Origin of the sequence: Hymenobacter sp. 5317J-9, assembly GCF_022921075.1 — a bacterium.
In the GTDB taxonomy this organism is placed as follows: Bacteria; Bacteroidota; Bacteroidia; order Cytophagales; family Hymenobacteraceae; genus Hymenobacter.
In genome coordinates this window covers 252,528-278,933 of record NZ_CP095050.1, presented here as the reverse complement: position 1 = coordinate 278,933, position 26,406 = coordinate 252,528, and the positions used below count along the sequence as shown (strand labels likewise).

General features: G+C 61.3%; 20 protein-coding genes. 17 read left to right on the top strand and 3 right to left on the bottom strand.

Going from position 1 to position 26,406, the window contains the following annotated elements:
• Positions 1 to 166 precede the first annotated feature (166 nt).
• Complete coding sequence (locus tag MUN81_RS01185) at positions 167 to 3,205, bottom strand: AsmA-like C-terminal region-containing protein (protein ID WP_245114578.1); 3,039 nt, start codon at positions 3,203 to 3,205, stop codon at positions 167 to 169.
• A 367-nt stretch (positions 3,206 to 3,572) separates the two neighbouring features.
• On the opposite strand from MUN81_RS01185, the gene MUN81_RS01180 reads away from it, so the two are divergent.
• The 3 genes from MUN81_RS01180 (at position 3,573) to MUN81_RS01170 (ending at position 7,269) form a co-directional block, all read left to right on the top strand.
• Positions 3,573 to 4,781, top strand: coding sequence for an OmpA family protein (locus tag MUN81_RS01180; protein ID WP_245114577.1), 1,209 nt, complete (start codon positions 3,573 to 3,575; stop codon positions 4,779 to 4,781).
• Positions 4,782 to 4,873: 92 nt separating this feature from the next.
• A complete protein-coding gene (locus tag MUN81_RS01175) occupies positions 4,874 to 5,917 on the top strand; it encodes a PorP/SprF family type IX secretion system membrane protein (protein WP_245114576.1) in 1,044 nt (347 codons plus the stop codon).
• 68 nt (positions 5,918 to 5,985) lie between these two features.
• A complete protein-coding gene (locus tag MUN81_RS01170) occupies positions 5,986 to 7,269 on the top strand; it encodes an SUMF1/EgtB/PvdO family nonheme iron enzyme (RefSeq protein WP_245114575.1) in 1,284 nt (427 codons plus the stop codon).
• Between the two features lie 81 nt (positions 7,270 to 7,350).
• Here the strand turns inward: MUN81_RS01170 and MUN81_RS01165 are convergent, their stop codons facing one another.
• A complete protein-coding gene (locus MUN81_RS01165; RefSeq protein WP_245114574.1) occupies positions 7,351 to 8,052 on the bottom strand; it encodes a phosphoribosyltransferase family protein in 702 nt (233 codons plus the stop codon).
• 221 nt (positions 8,053 to 8,273) lie between these two features.
• Between MUN81_RS01165 and MUN81_RS01160 the strand changes: the two genes are divergently transcribed.
• The 13 genes from MUN81_RS01160 (at position 8,274) to MUN81_RS01100 (ending at position 22,806) form a co-directional block, all read left to right on the top strand.
• Positions 8,274 to 8,693, top strand: coding sequence for a carboxymuconolactone decarboxylase family protein (locus MUN81_RS01160; protein ID WP_245114573.1), 420 nt, complete (start codon positions 8,274 to 8,276; stop codon positions 8,691 to 8,693).
• On the top strand, positions 8,690 to 9,073 hold the full coding sequence (locus tag MUN81_RS01155; RefSeq protein ID WP_245114572.1) for a hypothetical protein: 384 nt from the start codon (positions 8,690 to 8,692) through the stop codon (positions 9,071 to 9,073). Before MUN81_RS01160 ends, MUN81_RS01155 begins: the two co-directional genes overlap by 4 nt.
• Positions 9,074 to 9,139: 66 nt before the next feature.
• Positions 9,140 to 9,910, top strand: coding sequence for an exodeoxyribonuclease III (locus tag MUN81_RS01150; RefSeq protein WP_245114571.1), 771 nt, complete (start codon positions 9,140 to 9,142; stop codon positions 9,908 to 9,910).
• A gap of 161 nt (positions 9,911 to 10,071) precedes the next feature.
• Positions 10,072 to 13,611, top strand: a complete 3,540-nt coding sequence (locus tag MUN81_RS01145) for a DUF4175 family protein (RefSeq protein WP_245114570.1) — start codon at positions 10,072 to 10,074, stop codon at positions 13,609 to 13,611.
• Positions 13,612 to 13,777: 166 nt separating this feature from the next.
• Complete coding sequence (locus tag MUN81_RS01140; RefSeq protein WP_245114569.1) at positions 13,778 to 14,224, top strand: ATP-binding protein; 447 nt, start codon at positions 13,778 to 13,780, stop codon at positions 14,222 to 14,224.
• A gap of 16 nt (positions 14,225 to 14,240) precedes the next feature.
• Positions 14,241 to 14,738, top strand: a complete 498-nt coding sequence (gene ybeY, locus MUN81_RS01135; protein WP_317173387.1) for an rRNA maturation RNase YbeY — start codon at positions 14,241 to 14,243, stop codon at positions 14,736 to 14,738.
• A 193-nt stretch (positions 14,739 to 14,931) separates the two neighbouring features.
• Entirely contained in the window at positions 14,932 to 15,657 is a 726-nt protein-coding gene (locus MUN81_RS01130) for a GNAT family N-acetyltransferase (protein ID WP_245114568.1), read from the top strand.
• A gap of 227 nt (positions 15,658 to 15,884) precedes the next feature.
• Complete coding sequence (gene mnmG, locus MUN81_RS01125) at positions 15,885 to 17,753, top strand: tRNA uridine-5-carboxymethylaminomethyl(34) synthesis enzyme MnmG (protein WP_245114567.1); 1,869 nt, start codon at positions 15,885 to 15,887, stop codon at positions 17,751 to 17,753.
• A 222-nt stretch (positions 17,754 to 17,975) separates the two neighbouring features.
• Entirely contained in the window at positions 17,976 to 18,881 is a 906-nt protein-coding gene (locus tag MUN81_RS01120) for a class I SAM-dependent methyltransferase (protein WP_245114566.1), read from the top strand.
• Entirely contained in the window at positions 18,881 to 19,156 is a 276-nt protein-coding gene (locus tag MUN81_RS01115; RefSeq protein ID WP_245114565.1) for a hypothetical protein, read from the top strand. Before MUN81_RS01120 ends, MUN81_RS01115 begins: the two co-directional genes overlap by 1 nt.
• Positions 19,140 to 20,774, top strand: a complete 1,635-nt coding sequence (locus MUN81_RS01110) for an Ig-like domain-containing domain (RefSeq protein ID WP_245114564.1) — start codon at positions 19,140 to 19,142, stop codon at positions 20,772 to 20,774. Before MUN81_RS01115 ends, MUN81_RS01110 begins: the two co-directional genes overlap by 17 nt.
• Positions 20,775 to 21,692: 918 nt before the next feature.
• Complete coding sequence (locus tag MUN81_RS01105) at positions 21,693 to 22,187, top strand: DUF4385 domain-containing protein (RefSeq protein ID WP_245114563.1); 495 nt, start codon at positions 21,693 to 21,695, stop codon at positions 22,185 to 22,187.
• Between the two features lie 133 nt (positions 22,188 to 22,320).
• On the top strand, positions 22,321 to 22,806 hold the full coding sequence (locus MUN81_RS01100; RefSeq protein WP_245114562.1) for a hypothetical protein: 486 nt from the start codon (positions 22,321 to 22,323) through the stop codon (positions 22,804 to 22,806).
• A gap of 187 nt (positions 22,807 to 22,993) precedes the next feature.
• Here the strand turns inward: MUN81_RS01100 and MUN81_RS01095 are convergent, their stop codons facing one another.
• Positions 22,994 to 24,403 carry an inorganic phosphate transporter gene (locus MUN81_RS01095; protein ID WP_245114561.1) on the bottom strand — a complete coding sequence of 470 codons (1,410 nt, stop codon included), beginning with the start codon at positions 24,401 to 24,403 and terminating at the stop codon, positions 22,994 to 22,996.
• Positions 24,404 to 24,692: 289 nt separating this feature from the next.
• Here MUN81_RS01095 and MUN81_RS01090 point away from each other — a divergent pair, with 289 nt between their 5' ends.
• Positions 24,693 to 26,195, top strand: a complete 1,503-nt coding sequence (locus tag MUN81_RS01090) for a glycine--tRNA ligase (RefSeq protein ID WP_245114560.1) — start codon at positions 24,693 to 24,695, stop codon at positions 26,193 to 26,195.
• Positions 26,196 to 26,406: the final 211 nt, after the last annotated feature.

The window sequence follows — 26,406 nt, the reverse complement described above, 5'->3', positions numbered from 1 at the left end:
CCGGTGGTTGCCGGGCCTCTGCTGCCAACAATACTGCCAGAATTTCGCTCCCTGGCGTTTTTCGGTCTCCGGCTCGCCATTTTATCAGCAGCGTCCCGCCCCTCGTTGAAATAGTACAATACGCAGAAGGCCGGCGTTGTTGCGCCGGCCTTCTCTCGGGGGAAATTTATTTTTTGGTCGTGTCCGCCGGTTCGGGGTCGGCGGGTTTTGGCTTGGGCTTGGGTTTGCCGAAGAGACCGTTCAGGCCCTGACCAATCTGGTTTTTGAGGCGGGCCTGGGCTTCCAGCCTAGCCTTCTCCTGCACAATGCGGGCCTTTTCCTCGGCGGTTTGCTCGGCGGCGTCGGTGCTGGCTCTGGTGCTGTCCTGGGCCGCTTTCTTCTTGGTGGCCAGGCCCAGCAGGGCGTCGGTGAGCTTGGTTTTCACCACGTTGGTCACAATGGCTTTGCCCTGGTCTTTCACGCTGCCACTGGTCAGCTTCACACTGGGCGCCTTCACGGTGCCGCCAATGTTCAGGCCCAGGGTCACGCGGTCGGTGCCCTGGATGTCCTTCACGCCGGTGAGCTGGGTGAGCTTGCTGTTTAGGGCGTTGCCGAGCTTGCCGGTGGGCACGTTCAGGGCCGTGACGTAGGCCAGCGCGCCGGTGAGGCTGTTCGAGCCGCCCAGGGTCATTTTCACGTCGCCCACGGTCAGGTCGAACGGCTGCACCACGAGGTTGCCGTTCACGATGTTGGCCTGGATTTTCTTATCCACCACCAGAATGGTTTTCAGCTCGGGCAGGGTGGTCAGGCTCGCAATTTTGGTCATCACCTCCGACTGGTTCACGGCCGCCCGCACAATGTCGAACAAGCCCTTGCCGCTCAGCGTGGCCAGGTTGGGCATCATGTCAGGGCCCATCTCGCCGCTCACGCTAAAGTTGGTGCCGAACACGCCTTCCACCTGGCTGGCCAGCGGCACCAGCGTCTTGATGGTGTTGAAGGCCGCAAACGCCTTCTGGAAATTCAGGTCCTTGATATTCAGCCCGAAGTCGAACTTGGGGTGCGCCAGGTTCTTGCTGCTGTAGCTGCCCGTGGTGCCAAAGCTGGCCCCCAGCGTGTTGAAGTTCATGTTCTTGAGCACGGCCGTCTGGTCGCGCACCGTCACCGTGCCGTTGGCGTTGGTCAGCTTCAGGTTGTCGTAAGTCACGTTGTCGACGTGGCTGTTCAGCACCAGGTCGAAGTATTTCGGAATTTGCAACACGCCGTCGGCCTTGGCCGGGGCCGCCGCGCCCTTCACCGTGGGCTTGGCCGATACCTCGTCCACCATCCACTCGTTCACGTTGAAGTTGCGCGAGTTCACCGTCAGGTTGCCCTTCAGCGACTGCCCCGGCGTGAACAGGTAGCCCAAATAATTGCTCACCGTGCCCGAAGCCGCAAAGTCGGAGCTGCCGGCCGTGCCGTTCAGGCTCTGCACCGCAATCTGGTTGTTGTTGAACGTGGCCGTGCCGGAGCTAATTTTCACGCCCTGCGGCAGGTCTTTGCTCTTGTAGGTCACGTTGTTGGCGCGCACCGTGCCGCTGGCCACCACGTTCTGGTAGCGACCGGCTTCCACGTCGGCCATGTTGCCCTTGGCGGCAATGTCGCCGGCCACGCGGCCGGTCACGGTCATGCCTTCGAGCGGGAAAATCTTGGTGATTTTGGTAAGGTCCACGGTGCCGCGCACGTTGGTGTCGAACACCGGCTTGTCGATGTTGTGCGCGCTTAGGCGGCCCTCCAGCGGCTCGCCCTCCAGCACCATCTTGAACTGGGGCAGGTTTATCTGCGTGTCGTTCACCTTGCCCGTGGTGTTCACCACCGTGCCGTTGAGGTTGATGTTCTCAATCGGAGCCGGGAATTTGGCCGATTTCACGAAGCCGTTGGTCAGCCGGATGGCGGCGTTCACCACCGGCATCTGGGTTTTGGAATACACGCCCTTGGCCGTGCCGTCCACAAAAAACTGCCCGCGCATGGTCAGGTCCTTCACCGGGTACACCTTCAGGGCTTCGGCCAGGTTCACGTTGGCTTTCACGCGGCCGTTCACGTTCATCGGCTCCAGGCCGTCGATGGCGATGTTGCCGTCCACGGGGTTCGGGCCCAGGTCGAGGTGAAACTGCGGGATGTTCACCTTCACGTTGTTGGTGTATCCGGAGGGGTTGTCCACCTGCATTTTCAGGTTGATGTTCCTGGCCGCCTGGGGCAGGTCGGGGTACTTGAACTGGCCGTTGCTTACCACCAGGTTCACGCCGTAGCCGGGCATGTGCAGGGCGTTCTGCGTGCCCTTGTAGTAGCCGTCGAAGGCCACTTTGCCGCTGGTCTCAATGTTCTTGAACTTCTCCGTAAACACGCCCGGCACCAGGCTCAGCAGGGTTTTGAAGTCCGTTTCGAGCGCCTTGAAGGTGATGTCGTAGGTAATGTCGGTGGCATTAGGCAGGCCAATGGCGCCGGCAAAGCTGAACGGGAATTCGTTGAGCTTAATCTTGTTATCCTTGAACGTATACAGGTTCTTGTTCAGGTCCATGTTCATCGTCACGTCGGCGTCGAGCTGCTTATCGGTCACGTAGGCCACGTTGTTGTAGCTCATGTCGAGGTCGGCCGCCGTGGTTTGCGACTTCATATCGAACACGTTGCTGGCGAAGTCGCCGCTGCCCGAGTGGTTCACGCCGCGGGCTTCCATGCGGAAAGGGAGGGTCAGGTCCTCGTAGCGCAGGTGGGCATCGGTCAGCTTCCAGCCTTTGATGGCGAGGTTCACCTGAGCGGTATCTTGGCCCTTGGCCGCGGCGGCCGAATCCGAAACCACCACGTCCCAGTTGGCCAGGCCGCTCTTGAGGCGGCGCAGGCTCAGGTCGGGCCGCTCCAGCTCCACGCTGTTAATCTTGATTTCCTGACCTTTGATGACGGTCATCACGTCCAGTCCCACGCGCAGGTTGGGCAGGAAGGCCAGCGTGTCGCGGCTGAACGAGTCGAGGCCAATCACGCGCAGGTTTTTGATATCGAGCGTCAAATCCGGGAAGGAGTGGAGCACGCTCACGTCGATGTTGGCGGGGTCGTATTGCACCTGGGCGCGCACACGCTGGGCAATCTGCTTGTCGGCCAAAGCCCGCAGCTTGTCCTTGAACAGGAACGGCGCGGCCACCACGGCCACCACCAGCACCACCAAAAACCCGACGACTCCCAACAGAATTTTTCGCATAGCTGAAACGAATAAAGTAGTGTGAACAAAGGTAGAACGGACGAGCTACTGTGTTTTTTACAATCGGGCCCGAATCAAAGACATAAGGAGTTTCTGCGTAAAAATGTGCCCCATAGCTCAGTTTTGGTCTTTGGTCAAGCCACCGAAACCCGGTTTGAGCTGTTGCATTCGGCATATTGGCACCAGTTGCGCAACTTTATTTTCGGGTCACTGGTCGACCGCAATGGTCGGCTCAGCGCGGTCTACAACGTAAATTCTCTTGGTATAAACCAATTTGGATAATTAGATAAGTTACAAAGTTTTATCAAATTATTATAACGCCTGTTTGGCAGGTATATTTGCTCTCCTGAAATCATCTTTTTCAATTATGAAATTGTTCTTTATCTCGCTTTTTTCATTGCTGGTTGCGTTTACCCCTGCTTCCCGCGCTCAAGTCAGCACCTTGAGCCTGATGGGAAATGTGCAGTCCGACGACCAGCGGGCCATACCCGGGGCCGCCGTAACGGTCATTCACATGCCGTCCGGCGTGCGCCACGCCACGGCATCCGACCAAGCCGGCCGCTTCATGGTGCCGAACCTGATGGTGGGCGGGCCCTATCTGATACGGGTAGGCGAAGGCGGCTACCGGCCCCAAACCGTGGAGAATATTTTTCTGGAAGCTGGCAAAACTGCCAATTTCACCTTGGTGCTCAACCGACTGACCGCTGAAGCCCCTCGCAACTCTGCTTCCCAGGCCCAGAACCCCGCGGCCGAGCCGCAAGGCACCACCATGACCCTGGCCAAGGAAGCCGCGGTGGGTGGCCCCGTGCTTGTGACCCTGACGCCCAACCGGCCGCGCTCAGGCGGCAGCGCGGCACGCCCACCCGCGGCGGCGCCCACCGCCATGCCCACCGTAAGCACGCCCGTGGCAAGCGTGCCCACCGCAAGCCCGGCCCCGTCAAGCCCGGCAAATTCGCAACCAAGTGCTTCGCCGGCGGGCCCTGCCGCGCGCTACCGTCGGCGCCCCTATACCCCTGGCAAGCCCTACGCGCCCAAAAAAGTAACCGACCCCATCGTGCCTGGCCACTTCGATGCCAAAAGCGGCAACTACCTCTACCACACCGGCGCCCCCACTACCCTGAAGCTGCCCAATGGCGCCAGCATTGCGGAAGTTGGTGCCAATTCTACCGAAAGCTTCCTCTACCGTTTCCTGTCCGACCCCACGGCCCGCGTCGACACCGCCGACCTCACCAAGGGCTGGTATAACTTCGACCGTGTATTTTTCATGCCCGGCAAGGCCACGCTCGCACCCGAGTCGGTGGGCCAGCTGCGCAACATTGCCGCCCTGCTCAAGGCCTATCCCACGGCCCGCATCAAGCTGGGCGGCTACACCGACAGCACCGGCACCTACAAAGTGAATAAGCAACTGAGCGAAGCCCGTGCCCGCACCGCCTGGGCCAGCCTCGTGGAAATGGGCATCAGCCCCAGCCGCATCGACGCCCGCGGCTACGGCCCGCGCTACTCCATCGCGCCCAACACCTCCGAGGAGGGCCGCGCCATGAACCGCCGCCTCAGCGTGAAAGTGCTGCAAAAGTGAGGCGGGCGCGCGGGCGTCGGTGCTGCCCGCGGCTGTACCTTCGCTTTCGGGGGCCACACTAACGGCGGGCCCCGCGGCGTTACCCGGTCCTCATGCTCCAGCGTTTCCTTTCGTTTTCTCAGCTCCTGCGGCCGGCCTTGCTGGTCAGCCTGTTGGGCCTGGCGTTGGGCGTCCGCGGGCAGGACGTGTACTTCTCTCAGCCCTTCGCCACGCGCCTGCACACCAACCCGGCTTTCACCGGCTTGGTCGACGACTATAGCGTGACGCTGAGCTACCGCAACCAGCTGCCCACCCTGGCCGGCTCCTTTGTGAGCACCCAGGCGGCCGGCGACCTGCGCCTCAACCAAACCGGCCAGCACCACGCCCTCGGCCTGCTCATCAACCAGGACCGGGCCGGCTCGGTGGGCTATACGCGGCTCGAAATCGGCGGGCTTTATGCATATCACACCCGCATCAAGGAAAAGCTGGCGCTCAGCGGCGGGCTGCGCGCCAGCTATGGTCGCCAGCGCATCGGATATGACAATTTCGTGTTTGGCGACCAGATTCGGGAAGACGGCAGCGTGACCGGGCCCACGGCCGAAGCCCTCGACTTTGCGCCCGCCAACTACCTCAGCCTGGGCACCGGTGCCGTGCTCTACACCGAGCAGTTCTGGCTCAGCGTGGCGGGTCAGCACCTCAACCAGCCTAACCTGGGCTTTCGCCAACAGAGCGAGTTGCCCCTGCTGCTGAGCGTTTCGGGGGGTTACAAGTTCTTCGCCGTCAAGCCCGGGCCGGGCATTGCCACGCGTGAGGTGAGCTACACGCCCGTGGCCGCCTACACCCGCCAGGGCGGCTCGCAGCGCTTGGAGACAGGCCTTTACGTCACGGCCTCGCCCGTCACGCTGGGGGCGGTGTACCGCAATATTTCTCCGCTCGGCAACGTTGATGTGCAGCACGTGCTGGCCGTGGTGGCCGGGGTGCAGGCTGGCGGCCTGCGCCTGGGCTACAGCTATGACGTGGGACTCAGCCGCCTAAGCGCCGATTTGGGCGGCGCTCACGAACTAACTCTGGCCCTTCGCGCATTTGACCGATTGGAAAACGCCCATCGTCGCCTAAAAAGAAGAGTTTACCCGGCAGCACCTTGTCCGGCATTCTAATATTTTGTATTATTGCGTCCTAATTGCCTTAGATAACTCCTCAGCCCCATACTCATTTTAACTTTGTTATGAAATTAACCAATTATCTACGCCTATCCGTGCTTGGCCTGGTAGTCTTGGCGAGCTGCGGCAAGAAAGGCCCGCCCACGGCCCAGAAACCGGGTAAATATTCTTCTACGACGGGTATTGAATATAATACGGAGAAAGGCATGGCCGTCGCCAACTTCAAGAAAATCCCCGAAGGCCCCGGCCTGGTGTTCATTGAAGGCGGCCGCACGGTGCTGGGTTCGCAAGAAGAGGACGTAACCCAGACTCACGACAACATCGAGCGCACGGTGACCATCGCCTCGTTCTACATGGACGAAGCCGAGGTAGCCAACATTCACTGGCTGGAATACCTGCACTTCATTCGCGCCGACTCGGCCGAGGAATTTTACCGCTCGGCCCTGCCCGACACCACGGTGTGGGCCCGCGACCTGTCGTTCAACGACCCCTACGTGACGTACTACCTGCGTTACCCCGGCTTCCGCTACTTCCCCGTGGTGGGCGTGAGCTGGCTGCAGGCCGATGACTACTGCACCTGGCGTACGGCCAAGGTAAACGAGCGTCTGGCCTCGGGCGGCGATGCCAAGCCCGGCGGAGGCAAAGGCCTCTTCGGCAAGAAGAAAGACAAAGCCACCGGCGAAGGCGCCGCAGCTGGTGCCGAAGGAACCACGGGTGCAGCTGGTGCTCTGGCCGACGGCAAAAGCGGTGTTTCCATCGAAAAAGGCAACACGCTGCCCAACTACCGCCTCCCCACCGAGGCCGAGTGGGAATACGCCGCGCAGGCCCTCGTGGGCACCCAGGAAGTGGGCAACGAAAACCAAGAAGAGAAGCGCATTTACCCGTGGGATGGCAAATCGACCCGCAATGCCTACGGCAAGAAGCAGGGCCAGTTCCTGGCCAACTTCAAGCGCGGCCGCGGCGACTACGCCGGTATTGCCGGCAGCCTGAACGACGGCGCTATGATTACGGAGTACATCTACTCCTACCCGCCGAACGACTACGGCCTGTATAACATGGCCGGCAACGTGAACGAGTGGGTGCAGGACGTGTACCGCCCCCTGTCGTTCCAAGACGTAGAAGACCTGAACCCCTTCCGTCGCAACGGCGTGGGTGACCCTGCCGAGAAGTACGACAAGAAAGGCTACCAGTCCTTGATTGACGACCACGTGCGCGTGTACAAAGGCGGTTCGTGGCGCGATGTGGCCTACTGGCTCTCGCCCGGCACGCGCCGCTTCATGGCCGAAGACTCGGCCACGGCTACCATTGGTTTCCGTTGCGCGATGATTAACGCCGGCTCGAACAAGTAAGCTTCAGCCCAAGCAAACAAAAAGGCCGCTCCTGAATCAGGAGCGGCCTTTTTGTTTGTTTGCCCGATGCGGAGACGAAGATTACCTATCGGCGCAGGCGATTGTCGCGATGCTGACCTCGGCCGCGCCGGCCGCCAGCAGCACGGCGCCGCAGGCTTCGAGGGTGGCGCCGGTGGTGAGCACGTCGTCGACTACCAGGATGCGGCGACCAATAATGGGTGCGGAGTCTTCCACCTCAAACACAGTAGCCACGTTTTCCCAGCGTTGGGCGCGGTTCTTTTTGGTTTGGGTCTTGGTGTTGGTGTTGCGGCGGAGGGTGGTGATACCTGCTGGCACTTTCAGGCCATCGGATAATCCGGAGGCAAATGCTGCGGCCTGGTTGTAGCCGCGCTTCGCCAGCTTCTTAGGGTGCAGCGGCACGGGCACCACCAGGTCGAAATCGGCAGCCAGACCGGCGGCGTGCAGCTCGGCCCCGTAGAGCTGGCCTAGGGCGGTGCCCACGTCGCGCTGGCCCTGGTATTTGAGCTCGTGCAGCAGATGCTGCACCCGGCCGTGGCGCACGAAGCGCAGGTAGCTCAGGGCATGGCGAATGGGCAGCTTGCCCCAGAAGCGGCGGCCCAGCGGGTTTTGGTCGGGCGGCAGGCGGTGGAAATCGGTATAGGGCAGCTCGGCCCGGCAGCCGGTGCAGAGGTGGTTTTCGCCGGACACCAGCGGCTCCTGGCACGCCAGGCACAGGCGCGGGTAGATGAGGCCGACGAAATCATTCCACAGGGTGCGAAGCATAGATTGATTTGCTGATTGGTAGATGTGCTGATGTGCTTTTGGCTGAATAGGGAAAGGCCGCCATTCTACGGGGATTGGCACGAAAGGCCGTTCTTTGTACCTTCTGGTCACTCATACAGTGCCGGGCGCTTTGGCTGTTTCGTGCCACGGCTCCCAAGCTACGCTGAATGGCTCACAATAGCCAGCAACTCAGCAAATCAAAAAATTAGCACATCAATCGAATGTCTCAAGTAACCGAATTTAACGAGTACCGCCAGCGGATGAACGCCACCATCATGGCGGCCGACAACAAAGTCATCAAGCGGTTTTTCAACCTCGATACCAACACCTACGCGGCCGGCGCGCTCGACGTGAAAACCAAGGAAATGTTGGGCCTGGCCTGCTCCATGGTGCTGCGCTGCGACGACTGCATTAAGTACCACGTGGGCAAGTGCTTTGAGGAAAAGCTCACCGACGAGGAGATTTACGAAGTGTTTGCCATTGCCAACATCATCGGCGGCAGCATCGTGATTCCGCACTTCCGCCGCGCGGTGGAGTACTGGGAAATCCTGAAAGCGGAAGCGGGCAGCGAGGCCCGGGCCGGCGAACAGGCCGACCTGGCCGCTCACAAAGCCGCGCACGGCAACGAGCCCGCCGCATGAGCGAGGACCTAAGCCCCGCCCAAACCCACGAGGCCGAAGAAGACTTCGAAGCCCGCTGGGAAACCCTGATGCTGGAGATGCAGGAGCGTTTCGGCAAGCGGCCCGATTTGAACGCGCTGCTGCTGCTCATCGGCATTCAGGAGCTGAACCAGGGCATCACCACCTTCACCAAGGAGCAGAAGCAGGACCTGATGCACATCGCCACCTGCCGGCTCTTCAGCCTCAGCGGGCACTACGAGCTGGAGCGCGTGGACGAAGACGGCTGGCCGCACTACAAGCTGCTGCGCCCGGTGCCGTTTGCCAACCTGAAGGAGCAGGAGCGCATGCTGAAATGGCACGTGCTGGAGTATTTCGCGCTCGACCCCGGCGACGACCTGTAACCCAATAGAACGTCATGCTTCGGCTGCGCTCAGCATGACGGACTTTTTCCTCCGCATAATCAACCAATGAAAATCGTCTCTTATAACGTCAACGGCCTGCGTTCGGCGGTGAGCAAGGGCTTGCTGGACTGGGTGGCCGAGGCCGCGCCCGACGTCTTGTGCCTGCAGGAAATCAAAGCCAGCCGCGAGCCCATGGACGTTTCCGGCTTTGAGGCGCTGGGCTACGCGGCCTACCTGCATCCGGCCCAAAAGCCGGGCTACAGCGGCGTGGCCACGTTCACGAAAGTGGCGCCGAAAGCCGTCATCCACGGCTGCGGCCAAAGCTGCTACGACGACGAAGGCCGCGTGCTACGGCTGGATTTTGCGGACGTGTCGGTGCTGAACACCTACATGCCTTCGGGCACGAGCGGGCCGGAGCGGCAGGCCTTCAAAGTGGAATGGCTGCACTTTTTCCGCGATTACGTGGCCCGGCTGCGGGCCGATGGCAGCACCACGCCGCTGCTCATCGGCGGCGACTTCAACTGCTGCCAGACGGCCATCGACCTGCACAACCCCAAGGCCAACCAGAACAGCCCCGGCTACACGCCCGAGGAGCGGCAGTGGTTCAAGGACTTCTTGGCCGATGGGCTGGTGGACACCTTCCGGCACCACCACGGCGAGGCCGTGGGGCACTACTCCTGGTGGAGCTACCGGGCCGGCTCACGCAGCCGCAACGTGGGCTGGCGCCTCGACCACTGGCTGGCCGATGCCGCTCTGCAACCCCGTTTGGCCGGCGCGGGTCTGTTGCCCGACGTGGTGCATTCCGACCATTGCCCGGCTTGGGTAGAGGTAATGTAGCGCCGGCGTCTGTCATCCTGAGCGCAGCGAAGGACCTTGTCAAGCCTGAACAAATAATTCAAGCGTGAGAAGGTCCTTCGCTGCGCTCAGGATGACAGACGCCCCCCATTACGAACCAAGCGCCGCGTCCTGATGTATCTTTCCTGAATAAGACCTCATTTATGGCGATGCTGATGGAGCGCGGCGCTGCGGCGGCCGAGTACCCCGCCCTGGCGCGGGTGCGAACGGAGCTGGAAGCCTTCAAGCGCAAGTTTTACCTGAACCTGCTGGTGCGCGGCGGGCTGGTGGCCGGCGGGCTGCTGCTCACGTTTTTCGTGGTGTTCAACGGGCTCGAATATTTCCTCTACCTGCCCACGGCGGTGCGGGCGGGGCTGCTCTTCGGATTCATCGGCCTCACGATTTACAGCTTTGCGCGCTGGATTTGGACGCCGTTGGCCGCCCTCACCAACCTGCGCCGGCTGCTGAGCGACGAGCAGGCGGCCAGAAGGGTAGGGGAGCTTTTCCCCGACGTGCAGGACCGCCTGCTGAACGCCCTGCAGCTGCAGGGCCAGGCCCGCGACAATGCCCTCATTGCGGCCAGCCTAGAACAGCGCGCCGCCCAAATGGGCAATATCTCCTTTGCCAACGGCATCGACATCAAGCAGCAGAGCAAGCCGCTGTGGAAATACGCGGCCGTGCCCGCGGCCGTGCTGCTGCTGTTGCTGGCGTTTTATCCCAGCTTTTTGGTGCAGGGCACCGAGCGCATCTGGCACTACAAGCGGGCCTACTCGCCGCCGGCACCGTTTCAGTTCTTGATTAAAAACCCCAAGCTCACGGCATTTCGGGGCGAAGATTTTACGCTGGATGTGGCCGTGGCGGGCAATGCGCTGCCGGCCGATGTAAGCATTGCCTACAACGACGGCGAGCGTCGCCTGAGCAAGGTGGCCGGCCGCGGCGACCAGTTTCGCTACACCTTCGAGCAGCCGCAAGGCAATGTGACCTTTCAGCTCAAGGGAGCGGGATTTGCTTCGCCGGAATACGAGTTGACGGTGCTGGAACGGCCCAACCTGCGCGACTTCAAAGTCAACATCACCTACCCGGCCTACACCGGCAAAGCCGCCGAAACCATCGAAAACGGCGGCAACCTGACGGTGCCGGAAGGCAGCACGGTGCGCTGGGAATTTGCCACGGCGGCCACCGATGAGCTGGCGCTGGTGTTCCAGAACCCGGACGAGACGCTGGCCGCCACCGGCGACGATGGCACCTTCGTGGCCGTGCGGCGGGTGCTGCACTCCCAGCCCTACCTGCTGCGCCTGAAAAACCCGGCCAGCCTGAACCGCGACCCCATTTCCTACCAGCTCACGGCCGTGCCGGATTTAGCGCCCACGCTCACGCTGGAAGCCTTTGCCGACACCGTGACGCGTCGCTACCTGGCCCTGGGCGGTACCGTGCGCGACGACTACGGCCTGACCCGTCTGGCGCTGCACTACGCCCTGCGGCGCGACGGGCAAGGCCCCAATGCGGCGCCCAGCCGCCAGGGAACCGTGGCGTTGGCACTGCCGCGTGAGAGCTCGGGCACCTACGCCTACACCTGGAACCTCAACCCGCTGAACCTGCGGCCCGGCGACCGGCTGGAATACTACGTGGAGGCTTGGGACAACGACGGCGTGCACGGGCCGAAGGCCACGCGCACCCGCCCGGCGGAGTTCCGCCTGCCCGGCCGGCGCGAGATGCGCCAAGAGCTGAACGCCCAGGCCGAATCGGTGGCCAGCCAGATGAGCCAGGCCGCCAAGCAAAGCGAAAAGCTGGAGCGCGAGCTGGCCAAGGCCCAGGACAAGCTCAAGACCAAGCGCGACATGAGCTTCCAGGACCGGAAGCAGCTGGAAAACATGCTGGAACAAAAAAACCAGATGAACCAGCAAATGGAGCAGATGCAGAAGATGTTTGAGCAGCTGCAGCAGAAGCAAGACCAGGCCAACCCTAAAAGCGAGGAGCTGGCCAAGAAGGCCGAGGAGCTAAAAAAGCTGATGGCCGACCTGCTCGACCCCGAAACCAAGAAGCTCTACGACAAGCTGAAAAAGCTGCTGGAAGAGCAAAAGCAGCCCGATGCCGAGATGCAAAAGTTGCTGCAGCAGCTCGAAAACAAGGAAGATACTTTGCAGAAGGAGCTGGACCGCGCGCTTGAAATGTTCAAGCAGATGCAGCTGGAGCAGAAGGTGGAGGAAACCGCCAATAAGCTCGACGAGTTGGCCAAGGACGAAGAAAAGCTGGCCGAAAAAACCCAGCAGAACGACAAGGGAAACCCCGACAACAAACTTTCGAACCAAGAGCAAAAGGCTCAGCAGGAGCAGCTGAAGCAGCAGCAGGCCGAGAACCAAAAGGAGTTTGAGGACCTGAAAAAAGACCTGCAGGACCTCAAGCAGATGGACAAGGAGCTCGGCGACCAGAACGGCATGGATGAGCAAAAGCCCGACCAGGAGCAGACCGACCAGGACATGCAGGAAAGCCAGCAACAGCTCGGCAAAAACCAGAACTCAAAGGCCGCCGCCAAGCAGAAAAGCGCCGCCCAGCGCATGAAAAAGATGGCGCAGAAAATGCGCGACCAGATGAGCGAGGAAGAAAGCGACCAGGCCCAACAGAACATCGACGACCTGCGCGACATCCTCGAAAACCTGCTCACCCTGAGCTTCGACCAGGAAAACCTGATGAAGGATTTCCGCCGGGTAGACCAGTCCGACCCGCGCTTCGTACAGCTGGGCCAGACCCAGCGCAAGCTGCGCGACGACGCCAAAATCATTCAGGACTCGCTCTACGCCTTGGCCAAGAAAGAGCCCAAAATCCAGAGCTTCGTGACCCGCGAGGTGGGCGAGATGAACGGCCGCATGGACGAGTCGCTCACCCACATTCAGCAGCGTGACCCCGGCCGCGCCACCGCCACCCAGCAGCAGGCCATGACCAGCATGAACAACCTGGCCCTGATGCTGCAAGGCTCCCTCGACCAGATGCAGCAGGAGCAGCAGGCCGGCAAAGGCCAGCCGCAGGACGGCCAGGGCAAGCCCGGCAAGAAAAAAGGCAAGGGCAAAGGGCAGGGCCAGGGCAGCAAGCCCGGCCCCGGCAACATGGGCAAGATGCAGCAGCAACTCAACGAGCAGATTCAGAAGCTCTCGCAAAGCGGCAAGCAGGGCCGGCAGATGTCAGAAGAGCTGGCCAAGCTGGCCGCCCAGCAGCAGATGCTGCGACAAGCCATGCAGCAGCTCGACAAGCTGCAACAGGGGCAGGGCAAGCCCGGCGGCAAACCCGGCCAGGGCCAGGCCGGCGAAGGCAAAGACGGCAAGGAGGGCACCAAGGAAGGAAAAGAAGGCGGCCAGAACGGCAAGGACGGCAAAGGCGAAGAGGGCGGGGGCGGCACCGGCGACATCAAAAAGATGATGGAGCAAACCGAAACCGACCTCGTGAACAAGCGCCTCACCGAGGAAACCATCATGCGCCAGCAGCAAATCCTGACCCGCCTGCTGGAAGTGGAAAAATCGGCCCGCGAGCGCGACCAGGACACCAAGCGCGAAGCCCAGGCCGCTCAGTATAAACCCCCGGTTTTTCCGCCGGCGTTTGATAAATACAAGGGCAGCAAGGAACGCCAGACAGAACTTCTACGTAGTACACCCCCGAACCTCACCCCGTACTACCAGCGCGAAGTGGGGGAGTATTTCCAGAAAATCAAGTAAGCGGCCGGCGGCTACCATCCAAACCGGCAGCCGTTTCGTTAAGTGTTTAGCGTTCTGCTTAAACCGGGCTTCCGGACTGCGGCAGAAATTGTTGTGGCGCTTTGCCGTTTAAAAGACTATTTTTGCCGCCCCTAACCCGCTGCCGCCCTACCTATCAAACCGCCTTATGAAGCAGGTAAAAATTCAGATTCCGTCGCTCGTTGAAAATATCCGCGTGGTCGAGAGTTTCATTGACAACTCCAAGGATACCTTTCAGATTGAGGACGATATCTACGGCAACATCATGGTGGCCGTGACCGAAGCGGTGAACAACGCCATTCGCCACGGCAACAAGTTCGACAAAGACAAAAACGTCTACCTGTCGCTTTACGTGGAGCCGCAGCAGCTCAAATTTGAGATTGAGGACGAGGGCGCGGGCTTCAATTACGACAACCTTGACGACCCCACGGCACCCGAAAACCTGGAGAACCCGGGGGGCCGCGGCATTTTCCTTATCCGCCATTTGGCCGATGAGGTAGAGTTCAGCAAAGAAGGCCGCCGCGTGCAGCTCACCTTCCAGCTCACGCCCGCCCCCGCCGACGAAACCCCGACCACCGACCACGTGGCCGCTTAAAGCTGCCGTTTGCCGCATGATGAGTCACCCGCCGGTGGGGCCGCCCCACCACGACAACTTTCCTCCCGGCGAGCTTCACCACGAAGCCCCGGGCATTGAGTTCATGGTGGAAGACGTGCCCGAATTCGAGCTCGCCGACGCCGAGGAGCTCATTGGCTGGATTGAGCGCGTGGCGGCTGTGCATGAGCACCGCATCGTGCAGCTGACGTACATCTTCTGCTCCGACGACTACCTGCATCAGCTCAACGTCGAGTACCTCGACCACGACACGCTGACCGACGTCATCACCTTCGATAACTCCGACGACGCCGACATCTTGGAAGGCGACATCTTCATCAGCGTGGAGCGCGTGCGCGACAACGCCCATGACCTAGGTGTGAGTTTCCGCGACGAATTGCACCGCGTCATGATTCACGGCGTGCTGCACCTGCTCGGCTACCACGACAAAGACCTGCTGAGCCAGACAGCCATGCGCAAAAAGGAAGACGACTGCCTGTCGCTGCGCACTTTTTAGCCACTTTGCTGTTTGCTGTTTGCTGATTGAAACCACCCGACGCCCGCTACAAGCGGGCGTTTGGCATGTGTGGGGTAGAGGCGCAATATTTTGCGTCTCTTCGTCGAACGACCGGTACCGTGTCGTGCAACGACAATGTTCACCGCCGAGACTCGTTCTGGTCCTTTTTGCGTTTCTGCTGCCCGCACTCTCTATGTCCGCTTTTCCTTCCGAGCTACCCATCATTCGCGGCGAAGCCCTGGATTTCTACCTCGCCCAGGGCTACTATCGGATGCAGCAGGAGCTGTTCACCTGCCACTTCGTGCCGTTTGCGGGCCGCCTCTACACGGCGCACTGGTTGCGGCTGGCGCTGGGCCGCATCAGTTGGGGGCCGGAGCAACGGGCGCTGCTGCGCCGCAACGCCCGCTTTTCGGCCACCATTCGCCAATTCCGCATTACAACTGAATACGAAGAGTTGTACGCCCGCTACCGCGCCTCCATCAACTTCGACGCCGCTCCCACCATCGAAGCCGTGCTGCTCGGCGGGGAGGCGCACAACGTCTTCAATACCCAGGTCATTGAGCTGCGCGACGGCGAGCGCCTGATTGCCGCCGGCGTCTTCGACCGCGGCGAGCGCACCCTGGCCGGCATCCTCAATTTCTACGACCCGGCCTACCGCAAGCACAGCCTCGGCAAGTACCTGCTGCTGCTGAAAACCGACCACGCCCGCCGCCAGCACCTCGACTATTATTACCCCGGCTACCTGGTGCACGGCTACCCCAAGTTCGACTACAAGCTCTTCGCCTGCCCGGCCGCCACCGAAGTGTTCGACAGCGTGCGGGGCCTGTGGCTGCCGTTTTCCTGGGACGTCGTAACAGCCCATTCAGCCGAGTTGCTGGCCGACTGGCTGCCGGAAGAATTGGGCGGCCTCACGGTATAGGGGCGCGGCTTAATTACGCTGACCTTCGGTTGCCCCAACAGTGCTGCTTACATCCAAATCCTGAAACCCGCAACTCGTTTCACGTGAAACCGGCGGTGGGTTTTTGATTGCGTAATTTTGTAGTCCTCAATGCCGGAACGCCGGACGGGCCGTTTCGCGTTGCACGTTACTTATCGCCGGTTGGCGCGGTGCTTTATCCGGAACCCGCAGGGGTTCTTCTCTCGATTATGTTTCAAACCTCCGAATACGACGTCATTGTAGTGGGCGCGGGCCACGCCGGCTGCGAAGCCGCTGCCGCCGCCGCCAACCTCGGCTCGAAAGTGCTGCTGGTGACGATGAACATGAACACCATCGCCCAGATGTCGTGCAACCCCGCGATGGGCGGCGTGGCCAAGGGCCAGATTGTCCGCGAAATCGACGCGCTGGGCGGCCAGTCGGGCATCATCACTGACCAGACCATGATTCAGTTTCGGATGCTGAATCGCTCGAAAGGCCCCGCCATGTGGAGCCCGCGCGCGCAAAGCGACCGCATGCGCTTCGCCGAAGCCTGGCGCCTGGCCCTGGAAGGCATCGCCAACGTGGATTTCTGGCAGGAAGCCGTGACCGGCCTCGTGGTGGAAAACGACGCGGTGGTGGGCGTGAAAACCCAGCTCGGCATCGAGTTCCGGGGCAAGTCGGTGGTGCTGACCAACGGCACCTTCCTGAACGGCCTCATCCACATCGGCGAGAAGAACTTCGGCGGTGGCCGGGCGGCCGAGAAAGGCAGCCGCGGCATCACCGAGCAGTTGGTGGAGCTGGGCTTTGAAGCCGGCCGCATGAAAACCGGCACCCCGCCCCGCGTGGACGGCCGCAGCCTCGACTATTCCAAAATGGAAGCGCAGGGCGGCGACGAGGTGCCGAGCAAGTTCTCCTATCTCGATACGCCGCGCCTCACGCAGCAACGCCCCTGCTACATCACCTACACCAACGAGCGGGTGCACGACATCCTGCGCGAAGGTTTCGAGAAGTCGCCCATGTTTCAGGGCCGCATCAAGGGCTTGGGTCCGCGCTACTGCCCCAGCGTGGAGGACAAAATCAACCGCTTCGCTGACAAGGACCGCCACCAGATTTTTGTGGAGCCCGAAGGCTGGAGCACCGTGGAATGCTACGTGAACGGCTTTTCGAGCTCGCTGCCCGAGGACGTGCAGTACCGCGCCCTGCGCGAAATCGCGGGCTTCGAGAACGCCAAGATGTTCCGCCCCGGCTACGCCATCGAATACGATTTCTTCCCGCCCACGCAGCTGGCGCTCACGCTCGAAACCAAGCGCGTGCAGAACCTCTATTTCGCGGGCCAGATTAACGGCACTACGGGCTACGAGGAGGCCGCCTGCCAGGGCCTGATGGCCGGCATCAACGCCCACAACAAGGTCCACGGCAAGGCGCCCTTCGTCCTCAAAAGGAGCGAAGCCTACATCGGCGTGCTCATCGACGACCTCGTGAACAAGGGCACCGACGAGCCCTACCGCATGTTCACCAGCCGCGCCGAGCACCGCATCCTGCTACGTCAGGACAACGCCGACCTGCGCCTCACGCCCCTGGGCCATAGCCTGGGCCTGGCCTCCGATGAGCGCCTGGAGCGCGTGCGGATGAAGGAAGCCCAGACCGCCGAAATCGGCGCGCTGTTCCAGAAATTCGCCATCGAGCCCGCCGAAATCAACCCGCTGCTGGTGGAGCTGGGCTCGGCCGAAATTCACGAGAAAACCCGTGCCGTGAATCTGCTGCGCCGCCCCAACGTGGAGCTGGCCGACCTGCGCCGCGCCCTGCCCGCGCTGAATGAAGCCCTGGCCGCTTACGACGCCGAGGCGCTGGAGCAGGCCATCATCAACATCAAGTACGAAACCTACCTGCAGAAGGAGCAGCAACAGGCCGAGCGCATGCAGGAGCTGGAAAACTTCGTGATTCAAGGCCGGCTCGACTACCGCGCCATGCCCGCTCTCTCGCACGAGGCCCGCGAAAAGCTCCTCAAGATTCAGCCCGAGACTATCGGGCAGGCCTCCCGCATTAGCGGCATCTCGCCCGCCGATGTGTCGGTGCTGATGGTGTATTTGGGCCGGTAACTCAATTCCTGAACGTCATGCTGAGCGCAGCCGAAGCATCTCTACCGCTGAAGTAAATGAATACTTACGCGGTGGAGATGCTTCGGCTGCGCTCAGCATGACGTTCTTTTTTCACCAATAACCGCCTCGTTCCGTTCCCACGAAAAACTTGCGAACTTTGCCGGGCTATGAAAGTTGCCGCGCCGCCTCACCCGTGGCCGGTTTTGCCATTTAGAAGTATCCGTGTCCTACGAACGTTTAGACAACTGCCCGGTGTGCGGCAAAAGCGAGTTTCGCAACAAGCTGGTGGTGGAAGACCGCACGGTGAGCCACGAAAGCTTCGCCATTGTGCAATGCGCGGGCTGCGGGTTTCAATTCACCAATCCGCGGCCGCAGGAGGCCGACATCGGCCGCTACTACGAATCCGACGACTACGTGTCGCACAACAGCGCCGCCGTGGGCCTCGTGAACCAGGCTTACAAAGTGGCCCGCTTCTTCACCATGCGCCGCAAGGTGGGGCTGCTGAATAAGTTTGCGCCCCGCCGCGGCAAGCTGCTCGACTACGGTTGCGGCACGGGGCACTTCCTGGCCGCGGCCAAGGCGGCGCGCTGGCAGGTGGCCGGCCTGGAGCCCAATGCCCGCGCCCGCGAGGAAGCCAGCCAGCGCCTCGGCCAACCCATCGGGCAGGAAAGCCTGGCCCAATTTCAGCCCGGCACCTTCGATGCCATTACGCTCTGGCATGTGCTGGAGCATATTCATACCCTGAACGAAACGCTGGCCCAGCTGGTGGCTTTGCTGAAGCCCGACGGCGTGCTACTCATTGCCGTGCCCAACGTGGAAAGCCTCGATGCCCAGCACTACCGCGAGTTGTGGGCCGCCTATGACGTGCCGCGCCACCTCTACCACTTCGCGCCCAAAACCATGGCCCAGCTGCTCAAAAAGCACAAGTTGTTCGTGCGCGAAACGCTGCCTATGCCCCTCGACGCCTACTACGTGAGCATGCTTAGCGAGAAGTATAAGGCCGAGCGCGCCGGCGGCCTGCTCACGGTGCTGAAGGCCGGCTACAAATCGAACCAATACGCGGAGCAGCACGAGGGGCAGTATTCGAGCCTGCTCTACGTGGCCGGGCGGCGCACCCCGGCGGCCTGATGCGGCGCGCGGCGGGGCGGTGGGGGAGGGGCCTGGTGCTGGCCGCCTGTGTGCTGCCAGCGGCCCGCGCCCAAACCGTGCCCGCTGCGCCGGCGCGGCCCGACTCGCTCAAAACGCCAGCGCCGACCTTTGTGGTCGATACCGCCCGCACGGTTACCGTCGTCACCACCGAGCCGAGCAATGTGGTCACGCGCCCGCTGGCGTGGCGCATCGGGGCGGCCATTGTTGTTCTTACGCTTTCCACGCTGCTTCTCTATAATGTCCGTTCGCGCTGAACTGCTGGCTTTGCTGGCGCTGGTTGCCCTGCTTGATGGCTGCGCCGCCGTGGCCCCACCCCTGGGCGGCCCGCGCGACCGCACGCCCCCGCGCCGCATCAGCAGCTCGCCCGACAGCGCGGCCCGCAACGTGAGCCAGCAGTTTGTGCGGCTCAATTTTTCGGAGCCTGTCGTGACCAAGGACTTGAGCAAAAACCTGCTCATTACGCCCCAGCTGCCCGAAGACAACTCCTACAAGCTGCGCGAAGACCGCAACTCCATCACGCTGCTCTTCGACAAGCCCCTCGACCCGAACACCACCTACAGCTTCAACTTCCGCGACGGCGTGGTGGACATTACCGAAGGCCTGCCCGCCAAAAACGCCGTGCTGAACTTCAGCACCGGCGCCGTGCTGGATTCTGGGCGGGTGAGCGGCCTGCTCACCGATGTGCTCACGCTGAAGCCCGTGGGCGAAGCCAGCATCGGCCTCTACCGCGAGGCCGACACGGCCGGCGTGCGCCGCGGCCGACCCTACTACACTACCCTCACCGACAAAGAAGGCAAATTCAGCCTGGGCTTTTTGAAGGCCGGGACGTACAAAATCTACGCCGTAGGCGACAAGAACAACAACGGCCGCTACGACGACGGCGAGAAAATAGCCTACCTGCCCGCGCCCATTACCATCGTCGGCAGCACCGGTCAGCCCCTTTCCCTCAGCTTCACGCGGCCCGACCGGCGCCCGCCGCTGCTCACTACCCGCACGCCCAGCCCCACGCAGGTGCGCCTGAACTTCAACGAAGGCCTGCGCTCGGCGGTACTGGCGCCGTTGGGCGGCAGCGCCTCGGCCGCCGCCGTGACCGAGGCGGCGCAGCTCACCGACCGCGGCCGCGGCCTCATTCTTTACAAAACGCCCGCCGTGGGCGACGGGCGCTACCTCCTCACCATGACCGACAGCACCGGCAACGTGGGCCGCGACACGCTGGCGGTGAAGTTTCCGGTGCCGCCGGCTTCGGCCCGCAAGGTGGCCAACCCGCCGCTGTATTCGGTGGAAGGCTCGCCGCGCAGCGTGTTTCCCGAAGGCATGGTGCGCTTTCAGTTTGCCGTGCCCGTGCGCGTGGCCGCCGACAAGCCCTTCGGCACGCTGGTGGAAGACTCCCTGCGCCGCCGCCCCCTGCGCCTGCCCGCCGACGGCACCCTCAGCGCCGACCGCAGCCAGCTCACCGTGCGCTTCAACAGCCGGGCCCGGAACCGCCTCGACATTCTGCTCGACAGCACGGCCATTACCACCATCACCGGCCAGAACCTGCGCCTGAAGCCCCTGCGCCTCGGCATCAGCCAGCAGGACGTATCCACCAGTCTGGGGGGTCCTATTACGACCAAGGCAAAGAATTTTGAGCTGCAATTGCTCGACGATAAATACCAGGTAGTGGCCAGCCTGGCGTCGCCCAAAGGCCGCTACGTCTTTTCCGACATTGCGCCCGGCACCTACCGCCTGCGCGTACTCATCGACGCTGACGGCGACGGGCGCTGGCGCGACGGCGACCCCAACCTGCTGCTCCCCGCCGAGCCCGTGTACATCCACCCGCGCCCCCAGCAGGTGCGCGCCGGCTTCGACCTCGAGGAGCCACTTAGCTTTTAAGCTGCCCGCCCGGCGGTTGAGACGGCATACTGCAACGGGCCCAGATGCCAAAAGTCGTCTGGGCCCTTTTTGTTAGGTTGCTTTCTGCTGAAAAGCTTCAGCAGCTAATCCTGGCTTTTAAGCGGCATCCCCGTCGTCGGTACGCCAGGAGAGGGGCTAGCTTCTGACCGTCGCTCACTTCTTCCGGCCAATTTGACTCAACCTCCGCACGCAGGAACTGCCCTGCCGGATGCTGGCCGCGCTGACGCTTGTATTAAGTCGTTTTATGGCTCGGTTATGCCCATTTCGTGGAAAACTTATGCCTGATTCCAGTTACTGAGGGCCATTTCGGGCACTAATCCACCGTTTTTCCACGGGCTTTTCCACACGGTTTTGGCGTTGTGGGAAATTTCGGGGATAACCTGGTGGAAACATTGGGCTGGGCGGGGGATAAAGCGGGCACAAGTTTTTTTGGTCGTTTCCCGCCCCTCACAGGGGTTTTCCCACGGGGATAACCGGGGATAACTTCCCCGAGCCAGCGGCCCTTCCCACAAGCCCATTTAGGCGGGGATAAGAAAAATGTGGAAACCCGGTGCTGATGTTGAAAAATAGTATAAGTACCTGTAATACAATAAAATATTATCCACAATGCCAGTGGATAGTGCGTGGAAAAGACGCATCTTACCCCCACGTTTTCCCCGCTGGGGATAACCCTTTTGGCTTATCCACTTATCAACGTCCCTAATGAGTGGAAACAAAAAGAGTTTTTTAGAAAAAAATTTAATAAAAAGTTAAGGTTGGGGAAAACGCGGCTCAAGCGTTGTGGTCCGGCTCAAGCGTTGTGGTCCGCAACCCTGCTTTGCAAGTGTTGGGTTTTCCACCTGCCCTCGTCGGTTTTCCACCGCTTGCGTAAAAACGGGCACACCTCCCCTACTCGTTATGCCCTTCGACTACACCCTCGATTTCCATACGGTCGACTTCCGCCAGCACCCCGAGCTGTACCGGGTGGGCCGGGGCGAGCAGGGCGTGCTGCTGGTGCAGCCCTACAAGGGCGAAATTTTGCCCCACTGGCGCTTCAAAGACGCCGCGGCGGCCCGGGAGTCGTCGGAGACGATTTACGCGCTATTTGAGGCGTATTTGAAAGCCCACGATTTTGTGGGCGCCGACATGGCCCGCAAATTCATCCAGATGGGCTTTACGCGGGCCCGGCGCTACGCCAACCACAAAGGCGGCAAGAAGTACGCCGGCCCTGTGCCCGACGACAAAAAGGGCCAGAGCGGCGCTCACGGCCGCGCCGAATTGCCCCGCACCACGCACCCCGACCCGGACAAGGTGGAAGCCGCTGCCATTTTCAAGCGCAAGTGGGACCAGGCCAAAACAAATCCCGAGTACCTGCGCCAGAAGGAAGCCTTCATCGAGAAGTACGGCAAATAAGGCGGTGCGTGGTTGCTGGCACCCAGTGCCTGGGGATGGCTTCTGTCTACCCGAAGCCGTGCAAACCCAAGCACCAGGTACCAACAACCATGCACCAAGCCTACCTTTGCCTACTACCCTTCACCCCAACGCCATGAGCACTCCCCAATCCTCCAGCATCGAGGAAAACGAAATTATTCTGGGCACCGGCATGGGCCCGTTGCGCTTCGGCGCCACCATGGACGAGGTGCGTACCCTGGTGGGCGAGCCCGAAGAAATTGACGAGTCCGACGACGACGACGACTTCGAGCACCAAGCTTGGAACTACCACGAGGAAGACTACCTCCTCTCCCTCTACTTCGACCGCGAAGACGACTTCCGTCTCAGCTGCATCGAAACCGACAACCCCAACATGCGCCTTTTCGGCGAGGCCATTGCCGGCCGCAGCATCGACCAGGTGAAAGCCCTCATGCAGCGCCACAACCAGCCCACGCCCGAAATCGAAACCATGGAAGAAGGGGCCGTGCGCCTCTCCTACGAGAAGTCGATGATTGACCTGTATTTCGAAGAAGGCGAGCTGCAGTTCGTCAATTTCGGCGTCTTCATCAACGACGACATGGAGGTGCAGTGGCCCAAATAAGGGGCTGGTTATCCACATTTGGGTCCTTTTTTGCTGTGGATAAGTGGATAAGTAACTAAAAACAGTGGGGTTATCCCCCAGATTTTACGTTTCGCTAGCAAGCTCCCGTTTTGCTAACAAACCGTGCAAACAAAAAGGCTGCCCCGTTGAGGGGCAGCCTTTTTTGTGATTGGCCGTCGAAACGGGGCTAGCCCAGCACCGCTCGGAACAAGAGAAACAGCAAGCCCGACAGCACCATGGTAACGGGCAGCGTGAGCACCCAAGCCAGCGCAATGTTGCGCACCATGCCGGGGTTGATGTTCTTGACGCCGCGGCTGGCCACCATGCTGCCCGCGATGCTCGACGTGAGTACGTGGGTGGTCGACGAAGGCAGTTTCAGCCAGGTGCTGGCGCCAATCATGGCTGCTGCCACCAGTTCCGAGCTGGCGCCCTGGGCGTAGCTCAGGTGCTCCTTGCCGATGCGCTCGCCGATGGTTTTCACGATGCGCTGCCAGCCTATCATGGTGCCCACGGCCAGCGAGAGGCTCACCATCAGCAGCACCCACCAGGGGGCATAGTCGGTGAAGGTCTTCATTTCCTTGGTGGCGTCGTCGTAGGTTTTGCGGTCGGCTGAGCTCAAGCTCACTTTCTCGGAGCCGAGGAGCTTTTTGGCCTTGCTGGTGAGCAGCAGCACGTCGCGGCGAATCTCGAAGCGCGTTTGCTGGGGCAGTTGCTTGATGTCGGTTTTGCCGGCGAAAATGCGGTCGAGGTCGGCGGTTTCGGCCTGAATTTCGGCCAGGGTCTTCTGGTCGGTGGGGCTGAGGTCGGCGGTGTTCACGCGGCTCATCACGTACTCCACCTTGGTGAGCGACTCGCGCAGGTCGAGCGGGTTCTTGGTTTCGTCGAGGGCGAAGCGGAAGGGCACGATGCCAATCAGAATCAGCATCACCAGGCCCACGCCCTTCTGGCCGTCGTTAGAGCCGTGGAAGAAGCTCACCAGCGTGCAGGTCGTAATCAGGGTGAGGCGAATCCAGAGGGGTGGGGGCTTGCGCTTGTGGGGCTCCTTAAAAATGGCCTTGCTGCGCACGAAGCGCTTGAACAGGAACATGAGGCCGATGGTGAGCGCAAAGCCCAGCAGCGGGCCCACGAGCAGCGCAATGCCGGTTTCGCCGGCCTTGCTCCAGTTCACGGCCGCGCCCTTGGATTCGGGCAGCAGCGAAAACGCAATGCCCACGCCCAGAATGGACCCGATGAGGGCGTGCGAGCTCGACGCCGGAATGCCGTAGTACCAAGTGCCCACATTCCAGATGATGGCGGCCAGAATGAGCGCGCCCACCATGGAAATGCCGTGGTAAACGTTCTGGTCGACCAGCGTTTCGACGGGCAGCAGGTAAATAATGCCCATGGCCACGCCGATGCCGCCGGCAAATACGCCAATGAAGTTCCAGAACGCCGACCAGACCACGGCTACCCACGGCCGAAGGGCGTTGGTGTAAATCACGGTGGCCACGGCATTGGCCGTGTCGTGGAAGCCGTTCACGAACTCGAACGCGCAGGCCGCAAGCAGGCACAGAACGAGCAGAATAAGCACGTGAGGCTCTAAACCTAAACCAAACATAAAAGGCGGTTTTGTGGGAAATTGAGTGTAATCATGGGTCAAAGGTAGGGAGGTGGCTCACAGCCGGCATGTTACCGAATTGTGAACAGCAGCGCGGGTAAATGTAGAGAACCTACCGCGGCGGAAGCCAATGCACCTTGGCCGCGAGGGAATCATGCTCCCTGGGACGGTTGAAGTATTCCGCGGCGTTTGGCGGGCTTTCTTTTAATGGGGTTCTAATCACGTTCCAGATTTCGCGCCTTCTACGCAGAAGTTTCAGCTTGCGCCGCATCGGCCTACTTTTGCACACATGAACCCAGCAGCAGAACCCGCACAACTAAAAGATATCGTGGCTCACGCCAAGGAATACGGCTTCGTGTTCCAGTCTTCGGAAATCTACGACGGCCTGGCCGCCGTGTACGACTACGGCCCCAACGGCGTGGAGCTGAAAAACAACCTCAAGCGCCTGTGGTGGGACGCCATGACCCAGCTGCACGGCAACGTGGTGGGCATCGACGCCGCCATTTTCATGGACCCCCGCACCTGGGAAGCCAGCGGCCACGTGGCTGGCTTCAACGACCCCATGATTGACAACCTCGACAGCAAAAAGCGCTACCGCGCCGATGTGCTGCTCGAAGAAAAAGCCGCCGAGTACGAAAAAGCCGGCGACCCCGCCCGCGGCGCCGCCCTCACCGCCGAGATGGGCCGCCTACTGACGGAAAACGACCTGGCCGGCGTGCGCCAGCTCATCATCGACGAGGACATCAAGTGCGCTGTGTCGGGCACCGGCAAGTGGACGGAGGTGCGCCAGTTCAACCTGATGTTCTCCACTCAGGGCTCGGCCGTGGACGGTGATGCGCCGCCCGTGTACTTGCGCCCCGAAACGGCTCAGGGCATCTTCGTGAACTTCCTGAACGTGCAGAAGTCGGCCCGCATGAAGGTTCCGTTCGGCATTGCCCAGATTGGCAAGGCCTTCCGCAACGAGATTGTGGCCCGGCAGTTCATCTTCCGGATGCGGGAGTTCGAGCAGATGGAGATGCAATTTTTCGTGCGCCCTGGCACCGAAGGCGAGTGGTACGACACCTGGAAAGCCGCCCGCCGCCGCTTCCACGAAGCCATTGGCCTGCCCGCCGCCAAGCTGCGCTTCCACGACCACGACAAGCTGGCCCACTACGCCAAGGCGGCCGTGGATATCGAGTTTGAGTTCCCCTTCGGCTTCAAGGAAATCGAGGGCATCCACTCGCGCTCCGACTTCGACCTGACCCAACACCAGAACCTGAGCCGCAAGAAGCAGCAGTACTTCGACGCTGACCTCGACCCCGCCACCGGCAAGGCCTATGGCAACTACGTGCCCTTCGTGGTCGAAACCTCGGTGGGTGCCGACCGTCTGTTCCTAGCCACGCTCTGCAACGCCTACCAGGAAGAAACCATCACGGAAGGCGAGGGCGATGCCCAGCAAACCAAAACCCGCACGTTCCTGAAGCTGCACCCGGCCTTGGCCCCGGTGAAGGCCGCCATCTTCCCGCTGGTGCGCAAAGACGGCATGCCCGAGAAGGCCCAGGAAATCTTCGACGCCCTGAAGTTCGACTTCCGCTTGGTGCTGGAAGAGCGGGACGCCATCGGCAAGCGCTACACCCGCCAGGACCTCATCGGCACGCCCTTCTGCATCGTGGTAGATGGCCAGACCCTGGAAGACAACACCGTGACCGTGCGCCACCGCGACTCGCGCGAGCAAACCCGCATGGCCATTTCGGAACTGCGCAGCTACATCGGCGAGGCTGTGAGCTTCCGCCGCATCTTCGAGCAGCTGTAGAAGCACGGCGCTGGGCTAACCTCACCCCCGGCCCCTCTCCAAAAGAGAGGGGAGCCTGACGTAATCTGGTTGTCATTTAAAGCCCCGCCTCAATTCAGAGGCGGGGCTTTTTGTTGATAATGAAGCCGTGTTTTGAAATTTCCAAAGGCGTCAGGCTCCCCTCTCTTTTGGAGAGGGGCCGGGGGTGAGGTTAGCCCAGCGCCCCTTCGCG